The organism is Pseudomonas sp. RL_5y_Pfl2_69, from assembly GCF_963970465.1.
Taxonomy (GTDB): domain Bacteria; phylum Pseudomonadota; class Gammaproteobacteria; order Pseudomonadales; family Pseudomonadaceae; genus Aquipseudomonas.
This window is the reverse complement of sequence record NZ_CAXAOU010000004.1, coordinates 350,491-374,715: the sequence shown is the minus strand read 5'-3', so window position 1 is coordinate 374,715 and position 24,225 is coordinate 350,491. Positions and strand designations below refer to the sequence as shown.

Below are 24,225 nucleotides of genomic sequence, written 5' to 3'. Positions count from 1 at the left end.
TGACTGACCCCAGTGCCTGCTCCCACAGACATTCATAATCAAGGATTTGCCCTACAGCTCACAGAGCCTCAAGCTACGCACTTCTAATAATCAAAATGCGTGTTTCAACGAGGCTGTTGTGTCCAAAGGTATTGTTCTGTCTGTTCTGGCATCGAGCCTGTTCGGTGTCATGTATTACTTCACATCCCTGCTCTGGCCCTTGAGCGGAGCTGAAATCTTCGGCTGGCGGATGCTCCTGACCCTGCCCTGCATGACGCTGTTCATGTGCTTTTCTGGTGACTGGCGGCTGGTGCCGGTGATTTTCTCGCGGCTGCGTCAGCAACCGAAGTTCTTCGCCGTGCTCGTCGCGTCCAGTGCACTGGTGGGCGTTCAGCTCTGGCTGTTTCTCTGGGCGCCGCTCAATGGCCACAGCCTTGACGTATCGCTGGGTTATTTCCTGCTGCCGCTGACCATGCTTCTGACCGGTCGCCTGGTGTATGGCGAGCAACTGTCCCATCTGCAGAAAATCGCCGCGGCACTGGCAACCCTCGGGGTCGCCAACGAGGTGTACCGCGTGGGCGGGTTCTCCTGGACCACTCTGGTGGTGGCCATTGGTTACCCCTTGTACTTCGTGCTGCGCAAGCGTGCAGGCACCGACAACCTCGGCGGCCTGTGGGCTGACATGCTGCTGCTGATACCTGTGGCGTGGTGGTTTGTACAAAGTGGTGAGCAAGGGTTTGAGGTGGCCAGCCATCGCCCTGCCCTGTACGCGCTGATTCCAATCCTGGGGGGCATCAGTGCCCTGGCGCTGATCAGTTACATCCTGGCCAGCCGGATGCTGGCGTTCAGCCTCTTCGGTTTGCTCAGCTATGTCGAACCCGTGTTGCTGGTGCTGGTTGCATTGCTGCTGGGCGAAAGCATTACCGCGGGCCAGTGGATGACTTATCTGCCGATCTGGCTGGCCGTGGGGGTGTTGATGTTCGAAGGGTTCAAGCACCTGGTGCGTCAACGCCGATCCATGTAAACGGGTTGAATGCGAGGGGGTGGGCTGGCTCTCTGCTCAGGCGACTCGGCCTGCCAAAACCACCGGGGCGATGCTTTCGCGAGCAAGCCCGCCCCCACAGCACTTGATAGCAAGCTACCGTTAATCAGTTTTTTTCAACAACACGAACGCTCGTTTAAAACGACTTTGGCCCAGTATTTGCTTGGCGTTTTACAAGTTGAACCGCCTCAACAAGAATGACTCCCAAGTAATTGGTTTAAAAGACATTTGCCACCGACAACCAACAGCCTCAAGCTACGTGCCCACTCAAACGAGTAACGTTGTAGATCCATTGAGGTTGTTGTGTCTAAAGGTATTGTTCTATCGATTTTGGCTTCCTGCCTGTTCGGCGTCTTGTACTACTTCACTTCCGTTCTTTGGCCCCTTGATGGCCAGGAAATCTTCGGCTGGCGAATACTGATCTCGCTTCCCTTCATGACCCTGTTTATATGCCTCTCCGGCGATTGGAAATGGGTTCCTATAATTTTCAATCGTTTACGCGACAAACCTCTACTGATTCCTTGTGTACTGCTGACCAGCTTCCTGGTTGGCCTGCAGCTGTGGATGTTCATGTGGGGGCCGCTCAACGGGCATGGTCTGGATGTGTCGCTGGGCTACTTCCTGCTGCCACTGACGATGATCCTCACCGGGCGCATCGTCTACGGTGAGCACCTGTCCCACCTGCAGAAAATAGCCACGGCCCTGGCCGTGATCGGCGTGGCCAATGAGTTGTATCGCACGGGCGGGTTTTCCTGGACAACACTGGTCGTGGCCATCGGTTACCCGATGTACTTCGTATTGCGCAAAAAGATCGGCATCGACAATCTGGGCGGCCTGTGGCTGGACATGCTGTTGATGGTCCCGGCAGCCCTCTGGTTTGTGCTGGCCGGCCCCCATGTCGACCTTGGCGAACAGCGCCAGGCGCTTTATCTGCTGGTACCGCTCATGGGCATCATCAGTGCGGCCGCAGGGTTCTCGTACATTCTGGCCAGCCGCCTGCTGCCGTTCAGCCTGTTTGGCCTGCTCAGTTACGTCGAGCCTGTGCTGCTGGTCGCCGTGGCCCTGTTGCTGGGCGACAGCCTGGAAGAGGGTCAATGGCTGACCTACGGCCCGATCTGGCTCGCGGTGGTCGTCTTGATTATTGAAGGCTTGAAGCACGTGAGCCGCCAGCGCCGCTCCATCTAAGCCGTAACACCTCGCTTCAAGCCGGTAACCAGAGCTTGAAGCGAGCACCGCCCATAGGCGATTGCTCCACGCTCAGCGTGCCGCCCTGGGCTTGCAGGGCACGCCGACTGATCGCCAGCCCCAGGCCGAAGCCGCCGGTAGCCCGGTCCCGGCTGCGATCCAGGCGATAGAACGGCTCAAAGATCCTTTCCCGTTCTTGCTCGGGAATTCCGATGCCATCGTCATCTACCCACAGTTCACAGCCCTGGGAGGTGACATTCACGCCCACCTGAATTCGCCTGTCGCAGTAACGCATGGCATTGCGCAGCAGATTTTGCAGGGCCCGCGCAGTCAGGCGCGGATCAAGGGCGAAGCGTTCCTGGGCGCCTTGCAACAGCACGTCCAGCACAATATCGGGGGCCTCCAGCTCTTCATCGAAGCTGCCAAGGATGCTGTCGATAAACTCATCGAGCGACACCTCCACTCTCTCTGGAACCAATGCCGGGTTTTGCAGGCGGCTGAAAGACAGCAGTTCCAGTACCAGCTCATCCAGCTCGCGGATATGCCCCACCAACACTTGCAAGCGCTCGCGACTGCCATCCGGCAAGTCGTCACACAGCACCAGCGCCAGGCCAAAGTCCAGGCGGGTCAAGGGCGTGCGCAATTCATGGGACACCGCGTTCAACAAGTCGCGCTGCTGATTGAGCAGGTGCTCGACATCCTGGGCCATTGCATCGAATACCGTGGCCAGGCCATGAATGTTCGAGCGTTGGGATATCTGCGTACGCTCGCTCAGTTGCCCCTGACCGATACGCTCCGCCGTGAGTTTTAGGCGCTCCAGATCACGCCAGTGCGGGCGCAGCCACAACAGCAGGCCGCCCAGCAATGCCGCGCCAATCAGGACGTTGATACTCCAATACAACACACTCATGTCGAAGGGGTCCGGAGGCATCACCCATTCAATCGCCAGTTGTTCGTCCAGCGGAGAAACCACCAGCGTGCGCCAGCCCCAATCGCCGATGCGCAACACGCCCTTGCCTTGCTGCAATTGGCGTTGCTCCTGGGCGCTGAACTTGGCATCCGTAATGGGCAGCAGATTGACCTTCATCGGTTCAAACTGTGCATCAAGTTCGCGGGCAAGGGCTGGCCATTGCTCCGGGGGCAGATGATGGAACTGTTTGACCAGCAGGGTCTGCATGCCCCGCGACATATCGACGTTGTAGTTCATGAAGCGATCATGAAACAGCGATACGATCACCCCGGGCACCAGGTAACTGGCCAGGGCGAACGTCACGATGGTCACGAGGTACAGGCGTATCAGAATCTTCAACATGGGTTCAGCATTCCCATTCCGAGCGGCTGAACAGGTAGCCCTTGCCCCACACGGTCTTGATCTTGCGCGCTTCACCGGCGCAGTCATCGAACTTGCGCCGCAACTTGGAGATCGCCACATCCACCGAACGGTCCGTGCCGTTGAACTCGATGCCCCGCAGACGCTGCAGGATCTGATCACGGCTCAGCACTTCACCGGCATGCCGGGCCAGCACCACTAGCAGGTTGTACTCGCCACTGGACAACTCGATGATCTGTCCGCGCCAATTGACGGTGCGCTCTGACAAGTCGATGCACAGATTGCCAATGGTGATGCGGTCACTGGCCATTTGAGGCTCGGTCAGGCTGCTGCGACGCAAAAGCGTGCGCACACGGGCCAGTAATACACGGGGCTCGCAAGGTTTTGTCACATAATCATCTGCACCCATCTCTAGCCCCAGCACCTGATCATGACTATCGTCGCGGGCTGTCAACATCAGGATCGGCAGACTGGCAGACTCGGTTCGCAGCAAGCGGCAGACTTGCAGACCATCGAGCCCAGGTAACATCAGGTCAAGAATGACCAGATCCGGAGGGTTGCTTCTTGCTCTGTCACACACTTGATCGCCGCGGGCAATCACGCTGACCTGATAGCCATTGCGCTCCAGGTAGCTGGCAATCAGCTCCGACAGCGCGGCGTCGTCTTCGACCAGCAAAATAGTGGGCATAATCAATGCTTACAACCGGGGAAAACCCGAAGGATATACAACCTTACAAGGATAGGAGCAGAACCTTCACACTTTTTCACATACCCCCTACATTGCTTCACAACGCCTCTTGCGTGCTGCGCTTAGCATGCCTACAGAAACATCCCGCTTATTTAAGAAGGCACGATCGTTGAAAAAGCTCTTCGCCCCGCTATTCCTTACGGCGCTGGCCCTGACCCTCAGCGCCTGCGATAAAAGCCCGGTCGCTGAGACCAAACCTCCCTTGACCAAGGTACGCACCGAAGTCATCGCCACCGCCCCCTTGTCCGTCAGCAACGAGCTGAGCGGCCGGGTGGTTGCTCCCCGCGTGGCGCAAGTCAGTGCCCGGGTTGCCGGTGTCGTGCTCAAGCGCGTGTTCACCGAAGGCAGCGAGGTGAAACAGGGTGATGTCCTGTTTCTGATTGATCCGGCGCCCTTCAAGGCTGACCTGGACAGTGCGCAGGCCGCCTTGAGCAAGTCCCAGGCTGTTGCCTTGCAGGCAAAACTGCAGGACCAGCGCTATGGCGAGCTGATAGCAATCAACGCGATCAGCCGTCAGGACCATGACAATGCGCGCGCTGCAGCACAGCAGGCCAATGCCGATGTGGCCGCCAATCAGGCTGCGCTTCAGCGCGCCAGGCTGAACCTGGGTTATGCCACCGTTACAGCACCCATCTCGGGGCGCATTGGCCGTGCACTGGTCACGGAAGGCGCTCTGGTCGGCCAGGGTGAAGTCACGCCGCTGGCGCGTATCCAGCAACTCAATCCGATTCATGTCGACCTGACGCAGTCCACCCGCGATCTGGACAACCTGCGCGAAGCATTCCGCGCCGGGGAGCTGCAGCAAGTCGGCAAGCAACAAGCAAAGGCCACATTGATTCGGGACAACGGCAGCCTTTATCCGTTGCCGGGCAAACTGCTGTTCACCGATGTGACGGTTGACCCGAGCACCGGACAAATCATTCTGCGCAGCGAGTTCCCGAACCCTTACTACGATCTCTTGCCAGGCAGTTTTGTGCGGGTTCGACTGGAGCAGGCGTTCAAAAAGGAAGGCATCAGCGTGCCGCAGCGGGCAATCATGCGTGACAGCGCAGGGATCGCCCAGGTGCTGCTGGTCGATGCCGAAAACCGCGTGCACCTGCAGGCGGTTCAACTGGGCAGTGCGCAAAATGATCGCTGGGCCGTGACCTCCGGCCTGAAGGCCGGTGACCGTATCGTCACTGAAGGCCTGCAGCACGCACGCCCGGGTGAGCAGGTACAAATCGATGACCCCACACTCCCTCTCGCACACTCCACGGATCGGTGAGCATGCCGCAGTTTTTTATCGACCGCCCGGTCTTTGCCTGGGTCGTTGCGTTGTTCATTCTGCTGGCGGGGGCTTTGGCCATCCCGCAGTTGCCAGTAGCCAAATATCCCGACGTGGCGCCGCCCCAAGTCGAGGTTTACGCCATTTACCCCGGCGCCTCGGCCCAAACCCTGGACGAAAGCGTCGTCAGCCTGATTGAGCAGGAGCTCAACGGCACCGATGGCTTGCTGTATTTCGAATCCCAGAGCAGCCTGGGCAGTGCCAGCATCACCGCCACATTCAAACCCGGCACCGATCCGGAGATGGCGCAGGTCGATGTACAGAACCGTCTTAAAGCGGTGGAATCGCGCCTGCCCCAGGCGGTTATCCAGCAAGGCCTGCAGGTCGAGAAAATCTCCTCGGGCTTCCTGATGCTGGTGACACTGACCGCCGACAGCACCAGCGCGCTGGATGAGGTTGCCCTCAGCGATTACCTTGCGCGCAACGTGATGAACGAAGTCAAGCGCATCGACGGCGTCGGCAAGGCCCAGTTGTATGGTGCCGAACGTGCCATGCGCATCTGGATCGATCCGCAAAAACTGATCGGCTTCAACCTGACCCCGGCCGACGTCAACCAGGCGATTGCCAGTCAAAACGCACAGGTTTCCGCGGGCAGCATCGGCGATCTGCCGGGGCGTTCCACCCAGGAAATCACCGCAACGGTACTGGTCAAGGGCCAGCTATCAACCCCGCAAGAGTTTGGCGATATTGTGCTGCGTGCCAACCCGGACGGCTCCACGGTACGCATCAGCGATGTGGCCCGGGTCGAAATCGGCAGCCAGGAGTACCAGTACGGCACCCGGCTGAACGGCAAGTCAGCCAGCGCTTTCAGCGTGAAACTGGCACCGGAGGCCAACGCCCTGAATACGGGCAACCTGATTCGCGCCAAGATGGACGATCTGAGCCGCTACTTCCCGGCCGGAGTGGAATACACCATCCCGTATGACACCACACCGTTTGTCAAAGTCTCGATCACCAAGGTTATCTACACCCTGGTTGAGGCTATGGTGCTGGTATTTGCCGTGATGTACCTGTTCCTGCAGAACATTCGCTATACGCTGATCCCGACCCTGGTGGTGCCGGTGGCACTGATGGGAACGTTCGCCACGATGCTGGCGCTGGGCTTTTCAATCAACGTGCTGACCATGTTCGGCATGGTGCTGGCCATCGGGATTCTGGTGGACGATGCCATTGTGGTGGTCGAGAACGTCGAGCGGATCATGGTCAGCGAAGGGCTTTCGCCGCGAGAAGCGACCCGCAAGGCGATGACCCAGATCAGCGGCGCGATTGTGGGCATCACCCTGGTGCTGGTGGCCGTGTTTATTCCAATGGCATTCATGCCTGGATCCGTCGGGGTGATTTACCAGCAGTTCTCGCTGTCGATGGCGACTTCGATTCTGTTCTCGGCATTTTTGGCCCTGTCCCTGACCCCGGCCCTGTGCGCAACCTTGCTCAAGCCGATCGCCAAGGGAGAGCATCACGCCAAGGGCGGTTTCTTTGGCTGGTTCAACAGGAAGTTCGAGCGCCTGTCACAAGGTTACGAACACTGGGTGGTGCACCTGATCAAGCGCAGCACACGCTACCTGCTGGTCTACGGTGCCTTGCTGGTGATTCTGGTGGTGTGCTTTGCACGCCTGCCCTCCTCCTTCTTGCCTGTCGAGGACCAGGGCTACACCATCACCGACATTCAACTGCCGCCAGGCGCCAGCCAGAGCCGCACGATCAAGGTGGCCGAGCAGATCGAGGCACACAACGCCAGCGAGCCCGGGGTGGGTAACACCACGATGATCCTGGGTTTCAGCTTCTCGGGTAGCGGCCAGAACGCAGCGCTGGCCTTTACCACCCTCAAGGACTGGTCGGTACGTGGCGCCCAGGACTCTGCATCCGCAATCGCTGACCGGGCGAACGGCGCTTTCAGCGAACTCAAGGACGCGGTGGCCTTTGCCATCCTTCCACCTCCGGTCAGTGGCCTGGGGACCTCCAGCGGTTTTGAGTTCCGCTTGCAAGACCGTGGCGGTGTTGGCTATGACAGGCTGATGCAAGCCCGCAGCGAGTTGCTGGAACTGGCAGCCAAAAGCCCTGTGCTGGCCAATGTGCGTGAAGAAGCACTGGCAGAAAGCCCGCAGGTGCAGCTTGAGGTCGATCGTAAACGCGCCAATGCGCTGGGCATTTCCTTTGCCGACATCGGCGCCGTGTTGTCCACGGCGGTGGGCTCGGCCTATGTCAACGACTTCCCGAATCAGGGCCGCATGCAACGGGTAGTGGTTCAGGCTGAAGGTGATCAGCGCAGCCAGGTCGAAGACCTGCTGAAAATGAATGTGCGTAACGACCAGGGCAAGATGGTGCCGCTTTCGGCCTTTGTCGAAGCCCGCTGGATACAGGGCCCGTCCCAGCTGACGCGTTATAACGGTTACCCGGCGATCAGCATTTCCGGCGAATCGGCCCCCGGGCACAGCACCGGCGAGGCGATGGCTGAAATTGAGCGCCTGGTCAGCCAGCTCCCGGCAGGCCTGGGCCTGGAATGGACAGGGTTATCGTTGCAAGAACAGGTGTCCGGGGCTCAAGCACCGATCCTGCTGGCCTTGTCGCTGCTGATCGTTTTCCTGTGCCTGGCTGCACTGTACGAAAGCTGGTCGATCCCGACCGCTGTTCTGCTGGTCGTGCCATTGGGCGTGCTGGGTGCGGTGCTGGCGGTCACGTTGCGCGGAATGCCCAACGACGTGTTCTTCAAAGTGGGCCTGATCACCATTATCGGGCTGTCGGCAAAGAACGCCATTTTGATCATCGAATTTGCCAAGACCCTGTACGACGAGGGGCATGACCTGGTGGACGCTACCGTGCAAGCAGCCCGCTTGCGGCTGCGCCCGATTGTGATGACGTCACTGGCGTTTATCCTTGGGGTGGTGCCATTGGCACTCGCCACCGGCGCCAGTTCCGCGAGTCAGCAGGCCATCGGTACAGGGGTGATCGGCGGCATGATCGTCGCAACTCTGGCCGTGGTGTTTGTACCGGTGTTCTTCGTGGTGGTGATGAAGCTGGCAAGAAGCAAACCTCGCCAGGGTTAACCCCCGGCAGTGCGTGCTAAGGTGCTTGTAAACTCAGTAACAGGGATTGTTTATGTCGCACCTTGCACGCACCCACCCCCGCTTGACCGCCGCCACTCTGGTCGGGCTGGCCGTTGGCATTTTTGCTCCTGCCGCTACCGTGACCACCAAATTCCTGCTGGGCTGGAACAGCGCTGTATGGCTGTATCTGGCCTTTACGTTATGGCTGGTGATCCACTCCAGGGCCTGTGACGTCAAAAGCACGGCTGAAGTCGAAGATGAAAATGCCAGCATGGTGCTCTTTACCGTGTGCATTGCTGCAATCGCCAGCCTGGCGGCCGTCACCCTAGAGTTGTCGGGCACCATTACCAGTGACACCGATCGCCTGATTCATTACGGTTTTACCGGGCTGACGGTGGTGGGTTCGTGGTTGATGATCGGAGTCATTTTCAGCCTGCATTACGCGCGACTGTTCTATAACAACGAAGGGCCGGAGCCGGCACTGCGCTTCCCGGAGGGATTGCTGGACCCGGACTACTGGGATTTTCTGTATTTCTCGTTCACCCTCAACGTTGCGGTGCAGACAGCCGACGTGAGCATCGCCACCCGCGAAATGCGCAAAGCGGTATTGGCTCACTCATTACTGGGCTTTTTGTTCAACACGGCAGTGCTTGGGTTTACGATCAATATTGCGGCGGGGTTGTTCTAGGGAGGGAATGGCAGCAGCAGGCTTGCTGGCGATGCTATCGCGGGCAAGCCCGGCTCCCACAGGAACGCGTCATGTGGGAGCGGGCATGAGGCGTATCAGTCTGCAGTCAGCACACCACGACGCACCTGGTCGCGTTCGATGGACTCAAACAGTGCCTTGAAGTTGCCTTCGCCAAAGCCGTCATCGCCCTTGCGCTGGATGAACTCGAAGAACACCGGGCCCATCAGGGTTTCAGAGAAGATCTGCAGCAGCAGGCGCTTGTCACCCGACTCCGAAGAACCGTCCAGCAAGATGCCCCGCGATTGAAGCTCTTCAACCGGTTCACCGTGGTTCGGCAGGCGGCCTTCAAGCATTTCGTAGTAGGTCTCTGGCGGTGCGGTCATGAAGCGCATGCCAATTTTCTTCAGTGCGTCCCAGGTCTTGATCAGGTCATCACTGAGGAAGGCAACGTGCTGAATGCCCTCACCGTTGAACTGCATCAGAAACTCTTCGATCTGACCCGCACCTTTGGACGACTCTTCGTTCAACGGGATGCGAATCATGCCATCTGGCGCGGTCATGGCCTTGGAGGTCAGGCCGGTGTATTCGCCCTTGATGTCGAAATAACGGATTTCGCGGAAGTTGAACAGCTTCTCGTAGAAGTTGGCCCAATAAGCCATGCGGCCGCGGTACACGTTATGGGTCAGGTGATCGATGATCTTCAGGCCAGCGCCGACCGGATGACGGTCTACGCCTTCGATGAACACAAAGTCGATGTCGTAAATCGAGTTGCCTTCGCCATAGCGGTCGATCAGGTACAACGGAGCGCCACCAATGCCTTTGATTGCAGGCAGGTTCAGTTCCATCGGGCCGGTAGGGATATGTACCGGCTGAGCCCCCAATTCAAGTGCACGGGTATAGGCTTGCTGTGCATTGCGCACCCGAAAGGCCATCCCGCATACCGACGGACCGTGCTCGGCCGCGAAGTAGGACGCAACACTGTTGGGCTCGTTGTTGAGGATCAGGTTGATATCGCCCTGGCGATACAGGTGCACATCTTTGGAACGGTGGGTCGCCACCTTGGTGAAACCCATGATTTCAAACACAGGTTCAAGGGTATTGGGTACAGGGGACGCGAATTCGATGAACTCAAAGCCCATCAGGCCCATTGGGTTTTCGTATAGATCAGCCATTTTAGGCGCCTCATCATGGTCATTTTTAGAATTAACAGGGGTTATATGCCAAGAATGCTGAGGCTGGCTGGCGGCGCGCAGGAGATCCCGCGCACACTGCGCGCAAGGAAATCACCGTAGATCAACTGGAACCCGAATCGCTTCATTTCGATCCATCTCTTACGCGGTAGGGCTTCTGCTTTCAGAAGTCGTTATTCTTGTATGCGTAAGCCGATTCTACATGGCGTAATCTTATTTGTCCTACCCATTGTAAAATTGCCCGCATGCACTGCTACGCTTTTCTTACTGTTCTGTAGCGTGCACCCAAGCCCCACCTCTGTGTTAGCAGGATTTTGAATGCCACTCACCTCAAAAATGAGCCGTAAATGGACTGACCGTTACGCGTTGATTGTGCTCAGCGGACTGTTACCTGTCGTGCTGGGTGTCTTGATTATAGTTTGGCAGGCCAACCGCTCACTGAAACTTGAGGCCACTCAAACCGCCCAGGAAGCCGTACGACAATTTGACTTGATGCTGGAAAATGCCAAGTTGGCCGCCGACATTGTCCTGCCGCAGGCGGGCCGCGATTGCGCCCAGGTTGAACTGGCCCTGCGCGAGCAAGTCACGAGACGTCCTTATGTACGCTCCGTGAATCTGGTGTGGGACAACCAGATCTACTGCACGTCTTTATTTGGCAAATACAAAGAAGCAGTGAGCCCTGAGAAATATGCAAACGGTGTGCTGTGGCTGATGCCGGGCACCATGGTAACGCCCAATGACCCGGTTCTGGTTTACCGCCAGAACAAGGACAAGCGCGGGGTGTTGATCAGCTTGTATGGCTTTCATCTGGTCAACGTACTGGGCCTGGTCAATCACAAAACCTATTTACTGATTGTCGTGGGCGATGCCTGGATCGACCGCTATGGCCAGGTACGCAATACGCCGCCTCCCCATTTGCCTGTGGCACAAACTGCAGTGCCTTCACCCGAGTACCCCTACCGTGTTATCGCAGGTTTCAACGAGGGTGAAGTCTGGAGACATGTGATTGTTGAATACCCGGGGCTTTTGGGTTTATTGATCTTTCTGGGCATTGTTTCAGCCTTGACGGTTAACAGGCTTCAAAAACGCTCGTCTTCACCCTCCAGTGAAATGCGCCGTGGCCTGGAGGCGGCCGAGTTCATACCTTACTTCCAACCCGTCGTACGGGGTGATACCAAACAATGGGCCGGGGCCGAAGTATTGATGCGCTGGCAACACCCTAAAGAGGGGCTGGTTCGTCCGGACCTGTTTATCCCTTTTGCAGAACACTCGGGCTTGATTGTGCCGATGACGCGCTCGCTGATGGAGCAAACATCACAGCTGCTTGCCCCCCACTCCAGTCACATGGAGCCCGGTTTCCATATAGCCTTCAACATTTCAGCCCACCATTGCCAGAACCTTGAGCTGGTTGAAGACTGTCGACGCTTTCTGGACGCTTTCCCGCCGGGGCACATCAACCTTGTCCTGGAGCTCACCGAGCGCGAGTTAATCGTCCCCACCCCCACTGCCCATCAACTGTTCAGTGAATTGCACACCCTGGGGGTCATGATTGCCATTGATGACTTTGGCACCGGCCATTCAAGCCTGAGTTACTTGCGCGAGTTCAACGTTGATTACTTGAAGATTGACCAGAGCTTTGTCGCCTTGATTGGGGTAGATGCCCTGTCCAGACATATCCTTGACAGCATCATTGAGTTGAGTGCGAAGCTGGACTTGGGGATTGTCGCAGAAGGCATTGAAACAGAAGAACAAAGCGAGTACCTGGCCGCTCAAGGCGTTGATTTTTTACAAGGCTACCTGTTTGCGCGCCCCATGCCGCCTGCCGAGTTCATCGAGGCTTTACAGGCACGCTTAACCCCCACTTAATAAATAAGCGTGCTGTTTGAAACTTTTTCAAACAGCACGCTTATAGCACTTGGCAGCGTAGGAATTAGCAACTACAATTTTTTTTGTCCGAATACGAACTTTTAATTGTCTGCATCAGTGGATGCGTTCCCCGGGATCAAAATCTCGGGGGTTCGTCCTGCAAATCTTGTGCATTCCAAACATCATTAATTCGCTTCGGTTTCATCGCACCGAACCTACGAATGGAGTAATGACTTTGTCTAGACTTGCTGAGTTTCGCGCTGCTGAAAAAGCGCTACAAGAACAGCTGGCCCAATTGGAAGCCTTGAAAAATGATGCCGGACTTAAAAAGGAAATCGAGTTCGAAGAAAAGCTTCAAGGCTTGATGAAAACCTATGGCAAAAACCTGCGGGACATCATCGCCATCCTTGACCCAAACCCTTCTGCTTCAAAGGGCGTATCAGCCCCTAAACAGCGCAAGGCCCGAGTGCTCAAGGTTTACCAAAACCCCCATACCGGCGAACTTATCGAAACCAAAGGCGGCAACCATCGCGGCTTGAAAGCCTGGAAAGAAGAGTATGGTGCAGCAACGGTAGATACTTGGCTTCGTGCATAAAGCCCCCCTGCAAATCACGCCCTGCCCCGGCAGGGCTTTTTTGTACCTGAGTTAATCGTTCTGAGCCCCCCTTCATTATAAAGGGCTCAACTTTATGATGAAGGGCTCACATTATCGTGCGGCGCAGAGTTACGTTATTTTTAGTCCATCATTAAAACTTCAACGTCGCTTCTTGGCGGGCTCCTGCCAGCGATCCGCTCAAGTACACGCATGTGTTTTACCGAACGCCCCGAGTAAAAAACAACCCCAGCCAATTGCGGTGTAGGAAAAGTCGTATTTTGCGACCCGCAGGACCGAAAAGGACGGGAGGGGAAGATGCTTCACAAATTTTTCACATGGCGGGTCACAGGATAGAGGCTGCTAAAGGACTAGCGCCCCATGCCCGCTTCGGCGGGCTTCTTTTTGCCCGCGATTTGTCCATGTCTGCGAAAGCTGCATGATGGTTATCTGCTGGTAGCGGCTGGGCTCAGCACACTCGACCTACTGTCACCAAAAGGAGATGAGATTACATGAAGGAACAATCCGGCCCTGTCCCCCTGATTATCCTTGACGTTCAAGATGCCATTGATCGCCCGAACTGGGATGGCAAAAGTAATCCTGACTATTTGCCGGTAATCCAACGCCTTCTTAATCATTGGCGCTCAAATGGTTGGCCGGTTCTTCACGTGAAGCACGATGAGCAGACACCTACATCCAGCTATTACGTCCACGGCCCCTGGAATGAAATAAAGAAAGACGTTGCCCCGATACAGGGAGAAACCGTCATCACCAAACAGCAAAACTGCGCCTTCATTGCCACTGAACTGGACGCCATCCTTAAAAGGATGCAGGTAAAGCGTTTGGTGCTGACGGGTGTTGTGATTCACAACAGCATGGATGCCACAGTCCGTGCGGGAAAAGCGCTCGGTTACAGCATCATTCTTCCGTCAGACGCGACGACAGCCGTGCCCGTCATTGGGGCGCATGGGCAGTCGTGGGACGCCACAACCGTTCATGAATTAACCTTGGCCATACTCGGTGATGAATATGCCGATGTCATGTCATCGCATGAAGTGATCGCACAGTTCACCCTATGAAGCTATGCAGAGGTTGAAACGCGACAGCCCCGCCCCCCCTAAAACAGGTTTGGCGCAAGACTTCACTTTCCGTATCATTCCCTCATCACGCTCATCGTAGCGACCGATCACCTATGCATCATTTTCGGAGGGTTCATGAGCCTGCAAGACCTGAACAACATCCCTGGCGTCACTGGCCAACCAGATAGCGCTACCCATAACTTCGTGTTCAACCACACCATGCTGCGCGTCAAAAACATCGAGAAGTCCCTCGATTTTTATACCCGCGTACTGGGTTTCTCACTGGTTGAAAAGCGTGACTTTCCTGAAGCTGAATTCAGCCTGTATTTTCTGGCGCTGGTCGACAAGGCACAGATCCCCGCAGACGACGCTGCGCGTACGCTGTGGATGAAGTCCATTCCCGGCATCCTGGAACTGACCCACAACCACGGCTCGGAAACCGACGACAGCGTCGTCTACCACAATGGCAATACCGATCCGCGCGGTTTCGGCCATATCTGTATTTCGGTGCCGGATATCCGTGCCGCCTGTGAGCGATTTGAAGCCTTGGGCGTGGACTTTCAGAAACGTCTGAACGATGGCCGCATGAAGTCCCTGGCATTCGTTAAAGACCCGGACGGTTACTGGGTCGAGATCATCCAGCCACAACCGATGTAAATATCGGGCTCAAAAAAAACCCATGATCGCTCATGGGTTTTTTGTTTCAGGCCGCTTATTGCGGCGCAGAAGAGCGGATCAAGTGATCGAACGCACTCAGGGAAGCCTTGGCGCCCTCGCCCACCGCGATCACGATCTGCTTGTACGGTACGGTGGTCACGTCACCGGCTGCGAAAATACCGGGGATCGACGTTTCACCACGAGCATCGACCACGATCTCACCACGGGGCGAAAGCTCTACAGTACCTTTGAGCCAATCGGTGTTAGGCAACAAACCAATTTGCACAAAGATGCCTTCAAGTTCCACGGCATGCACTTCACCCGACTGACGATCCTTGTAAAGCAGACCGTTCACTTTCTGCCCGTCACCTGTTACCTCGGTGGTCTGGGCATTGGTGATGACCTTTACGTTGGGCAGGCTGTGCAACTTGCGCTGCAATACCGCATCGGCGCGCAATGCGGTATCGAACTCAAGCAGGGTCACATGAGCAACGATGCCTGCCAGGTCGATGGCGGCTTCAACGCCCGAGTTACCGCCGCCGATGACTGCAACACGCTTGCCCTTGAACAACGGACCATCACAGTGCGGGCAGTAAGCAACACCTCGACTGCGGTATTGCTGCTCACCCGGCACGTTCATTTCACGCCAGCGGGCACCGGTGGCCAGAATCACGGTCTTGGCTTTTAGCGATGCACCGCTGGCAAATTTCACTTCGTGCAACTCGCCCGCCTTGCCGGCGATCAATTTGTCTGCACGCTGCAGGTTCATGATGTCGACGTCGTATTGCTTGACGTGTTCCTCAAGTGCAGTGGCAAGCTTTGGTCCTTCAGTTTCCTGAACCGAGATAAAGTTCTCGATGGCCATGGTGTCCAGCACCTGACCACCAAAGCGCTCGGCCGCAACACCGGTACGTATGCCTTTACGCGCAGCATAGATCGCTGCAGCAGCACCGGCCGGACCGCCGCCAATCACCAGCACGTCAAAGGCTTCTTTGGCGCTGATTTTTTCGGCCTGACGCTCAACGGCACTGGTGTCCAGTTTGCCGAGAATCTCTTCCAGGCCCATGCGACCCTGACCGAAGTTCACCCCGTTCAGGTAAACGCTTGGCACCGCCATCACCTGACGTTCAGTGACTTCGTCCTGGAACAAGGCACCGTCGATCGCCACGTGGCGAATATTCGGGTTGAGCACTGCCATCAAGTTCAGAGCCTGAACAACATCAGGGCAGTTCTGGCAAGACAGCGAGAAATAGGTTTCGAAGTTGAACTCGCCTTTAAGGGAGCGAATCTGTTCAATCACGTCGCTACTGGCTTTCGATGGGTGGCCGCCTACTTGCAGCAAGGCCAGCACCAGCGAAGTAAATTCGTGGCCCATCGGGATACCTGCAAAACGCAGGCTGATATCGCCGCCGGGGCGGTTCAGCGAGAACGAAGGCTTGCGCGCATCGTTACCGTTGTCCAGCAGGGTGATCATGCTGGAAAGACTGGCAATTTCTTTTAACAGGTCGTGCATTTCACGGGATTTCGCACCGTCGTCGAGAGAAGCGACAATCTCGATCGGCTGTGTGACCCGCTCCAGGTATGACTTCAACTGTGCTTTTAGATTGGCGTCCAACATACGGGCGATCTCCTTTGAATATTGATTCTGTAAAAAAAACGCCCGAGCGAATGTCGCCCGGGCGTTTTGAGGGCGATGCTGCTGACTACTTAGGTGCGGTTCACCGCCCTTGGGTGCTTCACAGACTTAGATCTTGCCGACCAGGTCAAGGGATGGAGCCAAGGTGGACTCACCTTCTTTCCATTTGGCCGGGCACACTTCGCCTGGGTGAGCTGCGACGTACTGAGCAGCCTTGATTTTGCGCAGCAGCTCGGAGGCATCACGACCAACACCGCCGTCGTTCAGCTCAACGATCTTGATCTGACCTTCCGGGTTGATCACGAAAGTACCGCGGTCAGCCAGACCAGCTTCTTCGATCAGCACGTCGAAGTTGCGGGAGATGGTCAGCGTAGGATCGCCGATCATGGTGTACTGGATTTTGCCGATGGCTGGCGAAGTGTTGTGCCAGGCAGCATGGGCAAAGTGGGTGTCAGTCGACACGCTGTAGATTTCCACGCCGAGTTTCTTGAACTCTTCGTAGTTGTCAGCCAGGTCTTCCAGTTCGGTTGGGCAAACGAAGGTGAAGTCGGCTGGGTAGAAGAACACGACAGACCACTTGCCTTTCAGGTCAGCGTCCGACACTTCCACGAAGCTGCCGTTTTTGTAGGCAGTTGCTTTGAACGGTTTTACTTGGCTGTTGATGATAGGCATCGTTGACTCTCCGTCAGGGTTGAAAAGTTGATGAGGTGAATCCTAACAACACATTTCGCATCTGGCTCATTGGCAAAGCTGATGCTGCCGATTGGTTTTAGCTATCAAGTGACGCTATAGATAGAAGAAAGCTAATACCCCAAGTCCCTATTCAACTATGGGCCATCGGGCCGGCTTTCAAGTTGACCTCAATCAGTTGCCAACAGGCTTTTCAGCGGTGAGGCTCATCCCGGTAAACGGGCTCGCTTCAACATAGCGCATGGCTGACTTGACGTCCTTCCAGCCGACGTAATTCATCAGCGACTTCAAATCCCAACCACTTTGATGGGCCCATGTTGCAAAACCGCGACGCAACGAGTGACTGGTGTATTGCTCGGCAGCAATGCCGGCTCGCTCCAGCGCCTGGCGCAGAAGCGGGATCACGCTGTTGGCGTGCAGCCCCTCCTCGCCCAGGTTGCCCCAGCGGTCGATCCCGCGGAACACCGGGCCACGCACCAGCGCTGCCGTATTGAGCCACTCGATATAGGCCCGCACAGGACACAGTCGCTGTAGTGCCGGGGTCTGGAACGTTTTACCCAGGTTGTCGCGGTCACTCTTGCTGCGGGGCAGATACAGCGTAATGCCAGCGCCCGGGACCGCCTGTACGTGCTCGACCTGCAAACGGCATAGCTCATCGCTGCGAAACCCGCGCCAGAACCCCAGCAGAATCAGGGCGGCATCACGCCTGGCCCGCAACAGCCCTGGCTGATCCGCGCTGGCTTGCGCTGCCTGCGCTTCGCCTTCGAGCCAGTCGACCACCTGCTCCAGATGCTGCAACTGCAGCGGTTCGGCCTGCTTCTCCTGTGCCGGATGCAATGCACGGATGCCCTTGAACACCTTGCGCACGACCGGGGCCTTGGTCGGATCGGCAAACCCCTGACTGTTGTGCCATTGCGCAATCGCCGACAGACGCAGTTTCAAGGTGTTGATAGACAGCTGTCCGGCGTGGGCCACCAGATAGCGCGCCACGCTGTCGCTGGTGGCGGGAAGGAAACCGCCCCAGGTCACTTCGAAATGCTCGATGGCAGCCCGATAGCTACGGCGGGTGTTGTCGCGGGTCGCGGCGTTTAAGTAGCGATCCAGCTCGCTCATGGGCAGTTCTCTTGATTGGCGTACTGAAAACGAGCCCAAAACGCTGTTTAAAGGCTCTAGCACGGGATAATACCAGTATATCCCGTGTCTTAAATCATAAATAAAGACAAAATTTAATCGTTAATATAGTATGTAATTACATGATACATACCACAGTACAAAATCGTAGGAGAAAGCCATGGCCCGTGGCGGCGTAAACAAAGCGGTAGTCCAAATTGCACGCACGGCGATCCTGGCCCGCGGCGAACACCCGAGCATTGATGCTGTACGTATCGAGATGGGTAATACCGGATCGAAAACCACGATCCATCGCTATCTAAAAGAGCTGGACGAGGTCGACTCACGTCGCGGAGCACCTCAGGAACAGATCGGTGACGAACTGACCGAGCTGGTAGCCCGCCTCGCCCAGCGCCTGCAGGAGCAGGCGCAAGAGCCGATTGACCGCGCCCAGGCCCATTACGAACAGCTGAAAATCGAGTTGCGCGAGCAACTGAGCGAGGCGCAAGACGCCCAGGCACAGCTTGAGCAACGCCTTGAGATACAAGGCACGGCACTGAGCCAGGAAAGCGCCAACCTCGAAGCTACCCGCTCCATGCTGCAAACCGAACAAACCCGCAACGCCGCCCTGAATCAGGCGTGCAGTGACTTTGAGCTGCGCCTTACGGACCGTGACGAACAAATCCGCTCACTGGAAGAAAAGCACCTGCACGCCCGCGACGCCCTTGAGCACTACCGCAGTGCCGTCAAGGAACAACGGGAGCAGGATCAGCGTCGCCATGAGGGGCAATTGCAGCAGGTACAAATGGAACTGCGCCAGGCCCAACAGAGCGCGCTGGTACGTCAGGATGAAATCACCCAGCTGCATCGTGACAACGAGCGCGTATTGAGCGAGAGCCGCGCCCTGAACAAAGAACTGAACCAGGCCAATGACCAGCAGCACAAGCTGAGCAACCTCAACGGGCAATTGACGGGTCAACTGAGCCAGCTGCAAAACGAATGCACCCTGCTCCAGGAACGCTTGCGGGTGGCTACCCAGGAAAGCGAAGGCTTGAAGCAGGCGCATAGCCAGTCACAAGAAGTCACAGCCGCTCTGACACTCAGAGCAATGACTGCCGAGACGGCACTTGAAACCATGAAAGCGCATAGCGAGCAATCAGAACCAAAAGTCGACGAGGCGAAAAAGCCATGATGCTGCTGAAGAGCCGGCTCTACTGATTCACCGTATCGATACCATCGCGAGCAACCCCGCTCCCACAGCTTTGCGCTCCTTGTGGGAGCGGGCTTGCTCGCGATACAGGCGACCGGATTGGTCTGAAGCAATGCATTGAGGCCATTGCCCCCGATGCAGCTTTCCGTTCAGCGAATGTTCAGCAAATGCAATCGATTCTTGTTTGGCAATACGTATCAGCATGTTACAAATTAGCTCCCTAACTAATTAGTGACGCGGGCTTTTCCCATGCTGGTTCCATTTCTGATCATGCTGCGCGAAGGGATTGAGGCCGCACTTATCGTCGGCATCATTGCCAGTTACCTCAAGCAAACAGGCCGCGGGCAGTGGATGCCCGCCGTGTGGATCGGCGTCTTCCTGGCAGCGGCTCTGTCGCTGCTGGTGGGCGGTGGCCTGGAGCTCATGAGTGCCGAATTCCCGCAGAAGCAACAGGAATTGTTCGAAGGCATCGTGGGCCTGATTGCGGTCGGCATTCTCAGTTCGATGGTGTTCTGGATGCGCAAAGTGGCGCGTTCCATCAAGCACTCCCTGCACACGTCACTTGATCAGGCGCTGGCCGGCTCTAAGCATCAAGTCACCGCACTGATCGCCATGGTGTTCTTTGCCGTCGCCCGCGAAGGGCTTGAAACCGTGTTTTTTCTGCTCGCCGTATTCCAGCAAAGCGAAGGCCCTGCCGCACCGCTGGGTGCCCTGCTTGGCCTGGTCCTGGCCATCGGCATCGGTTTTGCCATTTACAGCGGCAGCATGCGTCTGAACCTGGGCCTGTTCTTCCGCTGGACCGGCCTGTTTATCCTGGTAGTTGCCGCGGGCATCCTGGCCAACTCGGTGCAAGCACTGCATGAAGCCGGGCTATGGAATCACTTGCAGGGCGTCGTGTTCGATGTCAGCACTCGCCTGCCGATGGATGGCCCCCTTGGCTCGGTACTGGCGGGTATGTTCGGCTATCAGGATGCGCCAACCGTCAGCGTATTGGGCGCCTATGTGATTTATCTGGCAGTGACGTTAGCGATGTTCTTTCGCCCGCCTGCACCTGCAAACGCTGCACACACCTCCTGCGCAACACACCCATAAGGTCAAGCATGCCTACCCCTGCAAGCGGTACACCCCCTCGCGCACTGCGCTGGGCGGTGGCCGGCTCGGTGATCGTGATGATCGCGGCCGGCGGATTGTTCTACTACGCCTCGCAACTGGCTGCGGCCAAGCGCAGCGTTCACAACAACGAAGTCACGGTCACCATTCACCCCCACAGTTGCGAACCCAATGCGCTGACCGTACCGGCAGGCTTCAATAGCTTTCGTATTGTCAACGCCTCAGAGCGGGCGGTTGAATGGGAGATCCTCGACGGCGTACTGGTCGTCGAGGAGCGTGAGAATATTGCCCCCGGCCTCAGCCAGGTGATTAACGCGACCCTGGCTCCGGGGGATTACGCCATTACCTGCGGCCTGCTCAGCAATCCCCGCGGCTCACTGCACGTGACGCCCACTGCCGCGTCCGAGGCCAGCGCCAATGCGCAACCTTCAATGGTGGCCTTTATTGGGCCCCTGTCGGAGTTCCGGGTTTACCTGAGCCGCCAGGGCAGCGCGCTGATCAAGGCCGTCGACGCGCTGTCCCTGGCCATTGCGGCCGGTGATCTCGAACAGGCGCAAGCCTTGTACATACCTGCCCGCGAGGCTTATCAGCGCCTGGCCCCGGCAGCCCAGCGGCTGGCAGAACTGGATAACGCCATCAATGCCCGCGCCGACTATTTCGAAAAACGCGAGCAAGACCCGGGTTTCACCGGTTTCCATCGCCTGGAATACGGCCTGTTCGATCAGCGCAGCACCCAGGGCCTCACGCCGATAGCCCAACAACTGCAAGCCGATTCCGTGCAGCTCAAGCAACAGCTATTGGCCCAATCGCTGCCGCCCGAACAGTTGGTCAGCATTGCTGCGCGCACCCTCCACACTCTGGCGGACACCCGCGCCAACAGCGGCGAGGAAGAACGCTACAGCCACATCGACCTCAACGGTTTTGCCGCCAACCTTGAAGCTGCACGCAAGGTGGTTGACCTGCTGCGTCCGCTACTGAGTAAAAAAGATGCCGATTTGCAGCACAGCATCGACATTGCCAGCGCTTCGCTTGAAGCACAGCTCAGTGGCCTCAGCACACCCCGGGGCTACCGCAGCTACGACACAGTCAGTGCCGAACAACGCCAACAGATCAGCAACAAGGCCAAGGTTCTGGCCGACGCACTCGATGGAATCGATCCCGCCCTCGGCCTTAGCGGCCTCTCATTGCAGACGAGACGCACATGAGCGATTCAGAACACACTTCGAACTCTTTTAACCAGCAGCGCCGCCGCATCCTGATGGGCATGGGGGTCGCCGGTGCCGCACTGGCCGGTGGCGCCCTCAGCTGTCCGGCCCTGGCTGCGGGCCACGCGGCTGATGCACAGGTCACTCAGGCCCCCAGCAGCGACAGAACCCTGGATCATCACGGGTTCCATGGCCAGCATCAAAATGGCATCGTCACTCCCCGCCCGGCTGCTGGCATGCTGGTCGCCTTCGATGTGCTGGCCACTGACCGGCAAGATCTTGAGCGCCTGTTCCGCACCCTGAATGAGCGCATTGCCTTCCTGATGAAGGGCGGCGCCGTGCCCCAGGTCGACCCCAAGCTGCCACCTGTGGACTCCGGCATTCTTGGCCCCGTTGTGACTCCGGACAACTTGACCGTCACCGTATCGGTTGGCGAGTCCCTGTTTGATGAGCGTTTCGGCCTGAGCCAGGTCAAGCCCAAACGCTTGAGCCGCATGCAAGGGTTCCCCAACGATGCATTGGAGCCCGGGCAGTGCCACGGCGACTTGAGCCTGCAGTTTTGCGCCAACACAGCCGACACCAATATTCACGCCCTGCGTGACATCGTGAAAAACCTCCCCGACCTGCTTCTGGTGCGCTGGAAGCAAGAAGGCACCGTTCCACCCCAAGCGCCCGCCAAGCCCGGCGTACCGGCTCAAAGTGCGCGCAACTTCCTGGGCTTTCGCGACGGTTCGGCCAACCCCGACTCCAACGACAACACGACCATGAACCGGATTGTCTGGGTCCAGCCCGGCAGCGACGAACCCCGGTGGGCGGTCAACGGCAGCTATCAGGCGGTGCGTATCATCCGCAACTTCGTCGAGCGCTGGGACCGAACCCCACTGCAAGAACAGGAAAGCATCTTCGGTCGCAGCAAGGCCAGTGGCGCCCCTCTGGACGGCACCCGCGAAAGCGACGCCCCTGATTACAGCCAGGACCCGCACGGCAAAGTCACCCGGATGGACGCCCATATCCGCCTGGCCAACCCGCGCACCGCGCAAACGCGCAACAGCCTGATCCTGCGCCGGCCATTCAACTATTCCAATGGCGTCAACAAGAACGGCCAGCTCGACATGGGCCTGCTCTTTATCTGCTACCAGCGCGACCTGGAGCAGGGCTTTATCGCCGTGCAAACCCGCCTGAACGGTGAGCCCCTGGAGGAATACCTCAAGCCTGTTGGCGGCGGCTATTTCTTTACCCTGCCGGGCGTGCGCGACGATCAGGATTTCATTGGCCGCTCGCTGCTCGAAGCCGCTACACCGCTTGCCCGCACCTGAACCTCAACCCATCGGAAAAAGTCCCATGAAGAAGACGCCGCTCGCACTGCTCCTGGCCCTGGGGTTGCTCCATACCCCGCTCTCGGCACTGGCCGCAACCGCGCCGCTGGATTTGGTGCAACCTGTTTCGGACTACAAAATCTACGTCACCGAGCAACTGGATGAACTGGCCAGCAACACGCAAGCATTCACGGATGCGGTCAAAAAGGGGGACCTGGCCACGGCCAAAAAACTCTATGCACCGACTCGCGTGTATTACGAGTCCATTGAACCGATTGCCGAGTTATTCAGCGACCTCGACGCCTCGATCGATTCCCGGGTAGACGATCACGAAAAAGGCGTTAAAGCGCCTGATTTCACGGGCTTCCATCGCATCGAGTACAGCCTGTTCTCCGAAAACAGCACCCAGGGCCTCGACCAATTGGCTGATGGCCTTAACAAGGACGTAAAAGACCTGCAAAGCCGTGTGGCGGGGTTGACCTTCCCGCCGGAGAAGGTCGTTGGCGGCGCAGCGGCCCTGATGGAAGAAGTGGCCGCCACCAAGATTTCCGGCGAGGAAGATCGCTACAGCCACACCGACCTGTATGACTTCCAGGGCAACGTGGACGGCGCGAAAAAGATAGTCGACTTGTTCCGTGCACACATCGCGCAGAACGACAAAGCGTTTGCCGCCAAAGTCGATAAAAACTTCGCTACGGTAAACGCCATTCTGGCCAAGTACAAAACCGCCGACGGTGGTTTCGAAACCTACGACAAGGTCAAGGACAACGATCGCAAAGCGCTGGTGGGGCCTGTCAATACACTGGCCGAAGACTTGTCGACCCTGCGGGGCAAACTGGGCCTGAACTAAAAGGCCATTATTGAGCGCCAACCGGTGTGACGCACGTCACACGCCCGCAGGTTGGCGCTCAGACGTTTATGGGTTTAAACGAGGGGCAGAGTCGTTACTGCAAGTGGGCGCTGTTCAATTTCGTACAGTTGCTGATATAAACCACTGCACGCAAAAAACGTAACTACACGCTAAAAATGGAGGCTTCAAGCGTGTAACGCCATTCCTGAATAGCACCTGTCTAGTGATTCAAAACATGCCCTGTTGATCTAACTTTCATAGGTTTTTCACAATTGTGCGTTTAACGTATGCACTTCCTAGAACAGAAAAGATCCGATAGTTTGTAAGCGAAATCATGTAGATAACGTAGTTCAACAACTTTACCTTTGCCAGTA

The 24,225-nt window shown here is 57.2% G+C and carries 20 protein-coding genes; 14 read left to right on the top strand and 6 right to left on the bottom strand.

All coding sequences use genetic code 11. The features are described 5' to 3' along the window. The first annotated feature begins 118 nt into the window (after positions 1 to 118). Entirely contained in the window at positions 119 to 1,003 is an 885-nt protein-coding gene (gene rarD, locus AACY07_RS10025; RefSeq protein WP_133079200.1) for an EamA family transporter RarD, read from the top strand. A 321-nt stretch (positions 1,004 to 1,324) separates the two neighbouring features. After that, positions 1,325 to 2,206 carry an EamA family transporter RarD gene (gene rarD / locus AACY07_RS10020; RefSeq protein ID WP_338647388.1) on the top strand — a complete coding sequence of 294 codons (882 nt, stop codon included), beginning with the start codon at positions 1,325 to 1,327 and terminating at the stop codon, positions 2,204 to 2,206. Positions 2,207 to 2,222: 16 nt separating this feature from the next. Here the strand turns inward: rarD (AACY07_RS10020) and AACY07_RS10015 are convergent, their stop codons facing one another. Further along, the gene (locus AACY07_RS10015; protein ID WP_339474639.1) at positions 2,223 to 3,518 is read right to left on the bottom strand and encodes an ATP-binding protein; all 1,296 of its coding nucleotides are present in this window, start codon (positions 3,516 to 3,518) and stop codon (positions 2,223 to 2,225) included. 4 nt (positions 3,519 to 3,522) lie between these two features. Continuing rightward, a complete protein-coding gene (locus AACY07_RS10010) occupies positions 3,523 to 4,224 on the bottom strand; it encodes a response regulator (protein ID WP_133079203.1) in 702 nt (233 codons plus the stop codon). Positions 4,225 to 4,393: 169 nt separating this feature from the next. Between AACY07_RS10010 and AACY07_RS10005 the strand changes: the two genes are divergently transcribed. Genes AACY07_RS10005 through AACY07_RS09995 form a run of 3 tightly spaced genes read left to right on the top strand, consistent with a single transcriptional unit; the run spans position 4,394 to position 9,340 of the window. Beyond that, the gene (locus AACY07_RS10005; protein ID WP_339474638.1) at positions 4,394 to 5,548 is read left to right on the top strand and encodes an efflux RND transporter periplasmic adaptor subunit; all 1,155 of its coding nucleotides are present in this window, start codon (positions 4,394 to 4,396) and stop codon (positions 5,546 to 5,548) included. 2 nt (positions 5,549 to 5,550) lie between these two features. Further along, complete coding sequence (locus tag AACY07_RS10000) at positions 5,551 to 8,652, top strand: multidrug efflux RND transporter permease subunit (protein WP_133079205.1); 3,102 nt, start codon at positions 5,551 to 5,553, stop codon at positions 8,650 to 8,652. A gap of 52 nt (positions 8,653 to 8,704) precedes the next feature. Continuing rightward, positions 8,705 to 9,340 (top strand): DUF1345 domain-containing protein, encoded by a 636-nt coding sequence (locus AACY07_RS09995; RefSeq protein ID WP_338647381.1) that lies wholly within the window; start codon positions 8,705 to 8,707, stop codon positions 9,338 to 9,340. Positions 9,341 to 9,435: 95 nt separating this feature from the next. Here the strand turns inward: AACY07_RS09995 and hppD are convergent, their stop codons facing one another. Beyond that, on the bottom strand, positions 9,436 to 10,512 hold the full coding sequence (hppD, locus tag AACY07_RS09990) for a 4-hydroxyphenylpyruvate dioxygenase (RefSeq protein ID WP_133079207.1): 1,077 nt from the start codon (positions 10,510 to 10,512) through the stop codon (positions 9,436 to 9,438). 336 nt (positions 10,513 to 10,848) lie between these two features. On the opposite strand from hppD, the gene AACY07_RS09985 reads away from it, so the two are divergent. The 4 genes from AACY07_RS09985 (at position 10,849) to gloA (ending at position 14,724) form a co-directional block, all read left to right on the top strand. Further along, positions 10,849 to 12,396 (top strand): EAL domain-containing protein, encoded by a 1,548-nt coding sequence (locus tag AACY07_RS09985; RefSeq protein ID WP_339474636.1) that lies wholly within the window; start codon positions 10,849 to 10,851, stop codon positions 12,394 to 12,396. A gap of 235 nt (positions 12,397 to 12,631) precedes the next feature. Beyond that, on the top strand, positions 12,632 to 12,991 hold the full coding sequence (locus AACY07_RS09980; RefSeq protein ID WP_339474635.1) for a histone-like nucleoid-structuring protein, MvaT/MvaU family: 360 nt from the start codon (positions 12,632 to 12,634) through the stop codon (positions 12,989 to 12,991). Positions 12,992 to 13,500: 509 nt separating this feature from the next. Further along, on the top strand, positions 13,501 to 14,067 hold the full coding sequence (locus AACY07_RS09975) for an isochorismatase family protein (RefSeq protein WP_338647373.1): 567 nt from the start codon (positions 13,501 to 13,503) through the stop codon (positions 14,065 to 14,067). Between the two features lie 135 nt (positions 14,068 to 14,202). Beyond that, complete coding sequence (gene gloA, locus AACY07_RS09970) at positions 14,203 to 14,724, top strand: lactoylglutathione lyase (protein WP_326397924.1); 522 nt, start codon at positions 14,203 to 14,205, stop codon at positions 14,722 to 14,724. A 55-nt stretch (positions 14,725 to 14,779) separates the two neighbouring features. Here the strand turns inward: gloA and ahpF are convergent, their stop codons facing one another. From ahpF to AACY07_RS09955, 3 genes are all read right to left on the bottom strand, one after another. Further along, a complete protein-coding gene (gene ahpF, locus AACY07_RS09965) occupies positions 14,780 to 16,342 on the bottom strand; it encodes an alkyl hydroperoxide reductase subunit F (protein WP_338647370.1) in 1,563 nt (520 codons plus the stop codon). 126 nt (positions 16,343 to 16,468) lie between these two features. Further along, positions 16,469 to 17,032 (bottom strand): alkyl hydroperoxide reductase subunit C, encoded by a 564-nt coding sequence (gene ahpC, locus AACY07_RS09960; RefSeq protein WP_016780891.1) that lies wholly within the window; start codon positions 17,030 to 17,032, stop codon positions 16,469 to 16,471. A gap of 192 nt (positions 17,033 to 17,224) precedes the next feature. Continuing rightward, entirely contained in the window at positions 17,225 to 18,163 is a 939-nt protein-coding gene (locus tag AACY07_RS09955) for a site-specific integrase (protein WP_133079212.1), read from the bottom strand. 178 nt (positions 18,164 to 18,341) lie between these two features. On the opposite strand from AACY07_RS09955, the gene AACY07_RS09950 reads away from it, so the two are divergent. The 5 genes from AACY07_RS09950 (at position 18,342) to efeO (AACY07_RS09930) (ending at position 23,851) form a co-directional block, all read left to right on the top strand. Then, positions 18,342 to 19,352: a DNA-binding protein gene (locus tag AACY07_RS09950; protein ID WP_339474633.1), complete on the top strand. Its 1,011-nt coding sequence runs from the start codon at positions 18,342 to 18,344 to the stop codon at positions 19,350 to 19,352. A gap of 267 nt (positions 19,353 to 19,619) precedes the next feature. After that, the gene (gene efeU, locus AACY07_RS09945; RefSeq protein WP_339474632.1) at positions 19,620 to 20,462 is read left to right on the top strand and encodes an iron uptake transporter permease EfeU; all 843 of its coding nucleotides are present in this window, start codon (positions 19,620 to 19,622) and stop codon (positions 20,460 to 20,462) included. Between the two features lie 8 nt (positions 20,463 to 20,470). After that, positions 20,471 to 21,685 carry an iron uptake system protein EfeO gene (gene efeO, locus AACY07_RS09940; protein WP_339474631.1) on the top strand — a complete coding sequence of 405 codons (1,215 nt, stop codon included), beginning with the start codon at positions 20,471 to 20,473 and terminating at the stop codon, positions 21,683 to 21,685. Further along, entirely contained in the window at positions 21,682 to 23,001 is a 1,320-nt protein-coding gene (gene efeB, locus AACY07_RS09935) for an iron uptake transporter deferrochelatase/peroxidase subunit (RefSeq protein WP_339474630.1), read from the top strand. Before efeO (AACY07_RS09940) ends, efeB begins: the two co-directional genes overlap by 4 nt. 25 nt (positions 23,002 to 23,026) lie before the next feature. Then, positions 23,027 to 23,851, top strand: a complete 825-nt coding sequence (gene efeO, locus AACY07_RS09930) for an iron uptake system protein EfeO (protein ID WP_339474629.1) — start codon at positions 23,027 to 23,029, stop codon at positions 23,849 to 23,851. The last annotated feature ends 374 nt before the right edge of the window (positions 23,852 to 24,225 follow it).

Bases quoted from the DNA above. Each gene is read 5' to 3' on its own strand.
- AACY07_RS10015 (WP_339474639.1), bottom strand. From the start codon at position 3,518: ATGTTGAAGATTCTGATACGCCTGTACCTCGTGACCATCGTGACGTTC.
- AACY07_RS10010 (WP_133079203.1), bottom strand. From the start codon at position 4,224: ATGCCCACTATTTTGCTGGTCGAAGACGACGCCGCGCTGTCGGAGCTG.
- AACY07_RS10000 (WP_133079205.1), top strand. From the start codon at position 5,551: ATGCCGCAGTTTTTTATCGACCGCCCGGTCTTTGCCTGGGTCGTTGCG.
- AACY07_RS09995 (WP_338647381.1), top strand. From the start codon at position 8,705: ATGTCGCACCTTGCACGCACCCACCCCCGCTTGACCGCCGCCACTCTG.
- hppD (WP_133079207.1), bottom strand. From the start codon at position 10,512: ATGGCTGATCTATACGAAAACCCAATGGGCCTGATGGGCTTTGAGTTC.
- AACY07_RS09985 (WP_339474636.1), top strand. From the start codon at position 10,849: ATGCCACTCACCTCAAAAATGAGCCGTAAATGGACTGACCGTTACGCG.
- AACY07_RS09975 (WP_338647373.1), top strand. From the start codon at position 13,501: ATGAAGGAACAATCCGGCCCTGTCCCCCTGATTATCCTTGACGTTCAA.
- gloA (WP_326397924.1), top strand. From the start codon at position 14,203: ATGAGCCTGCAAGACCTGAACAACATCCCTGGCGTCACTGGCCAACCA.
- ahpF (WP_338647370.1), bottom strand. From the start codon at position 16,342: ATGTTGGACGCCAATCTAAAAGCACAGTTGAAGTCATACCTGGAGCGG.
- ahpC (WP_016780891.1), bottom strand. From the start codon at position 17,032: ATGCCTATCATCAACAGCCAAGTAAAACCGTTCAAAGCAACTGCCTAC.
- AACY07_RS09955 (WP_133079212.1), bottom strand. From the start codon at position 18,163: ATGAGCGAGCTGGATCGCTACTTAAACGCCGCGACCCGCGACAACACC.
- AACY07_RS09950 (WP_339474633.1), top strand. From the start codon at position 18,342: ATGGCCCGTGGCGGCGTAAACAAAGCGGTAGTCCAAATTGCACGCACG.
- efeU (WP_339474632.1), top strand. From the start codon at position 19,620: ATGCTGGTTCCATTTCTGATCATGCTGCGCGAAGGGATTGAGGCCGCA.
- efeO (WP_339474631.1), top strand. From the start codon at position 20,471: ATGCCTACCCCTGCAAGCGGTACACCCCCTCGCGCACTGCGCTGGGCG.
- efeB (WP_339474630.1), top strand. From the start codon at position 21,682: ATGAGCGATTCAGAACACACTTCGAACTCTTTTAACCAGCAGCGCCGC.
- efeO (WP_339474629.1), top strand. From the start codon at position 23,027: ATGAAGAAGACGCCGCTCGCACTGCTCCTGGCCCTGGGGTTGCTCCAT.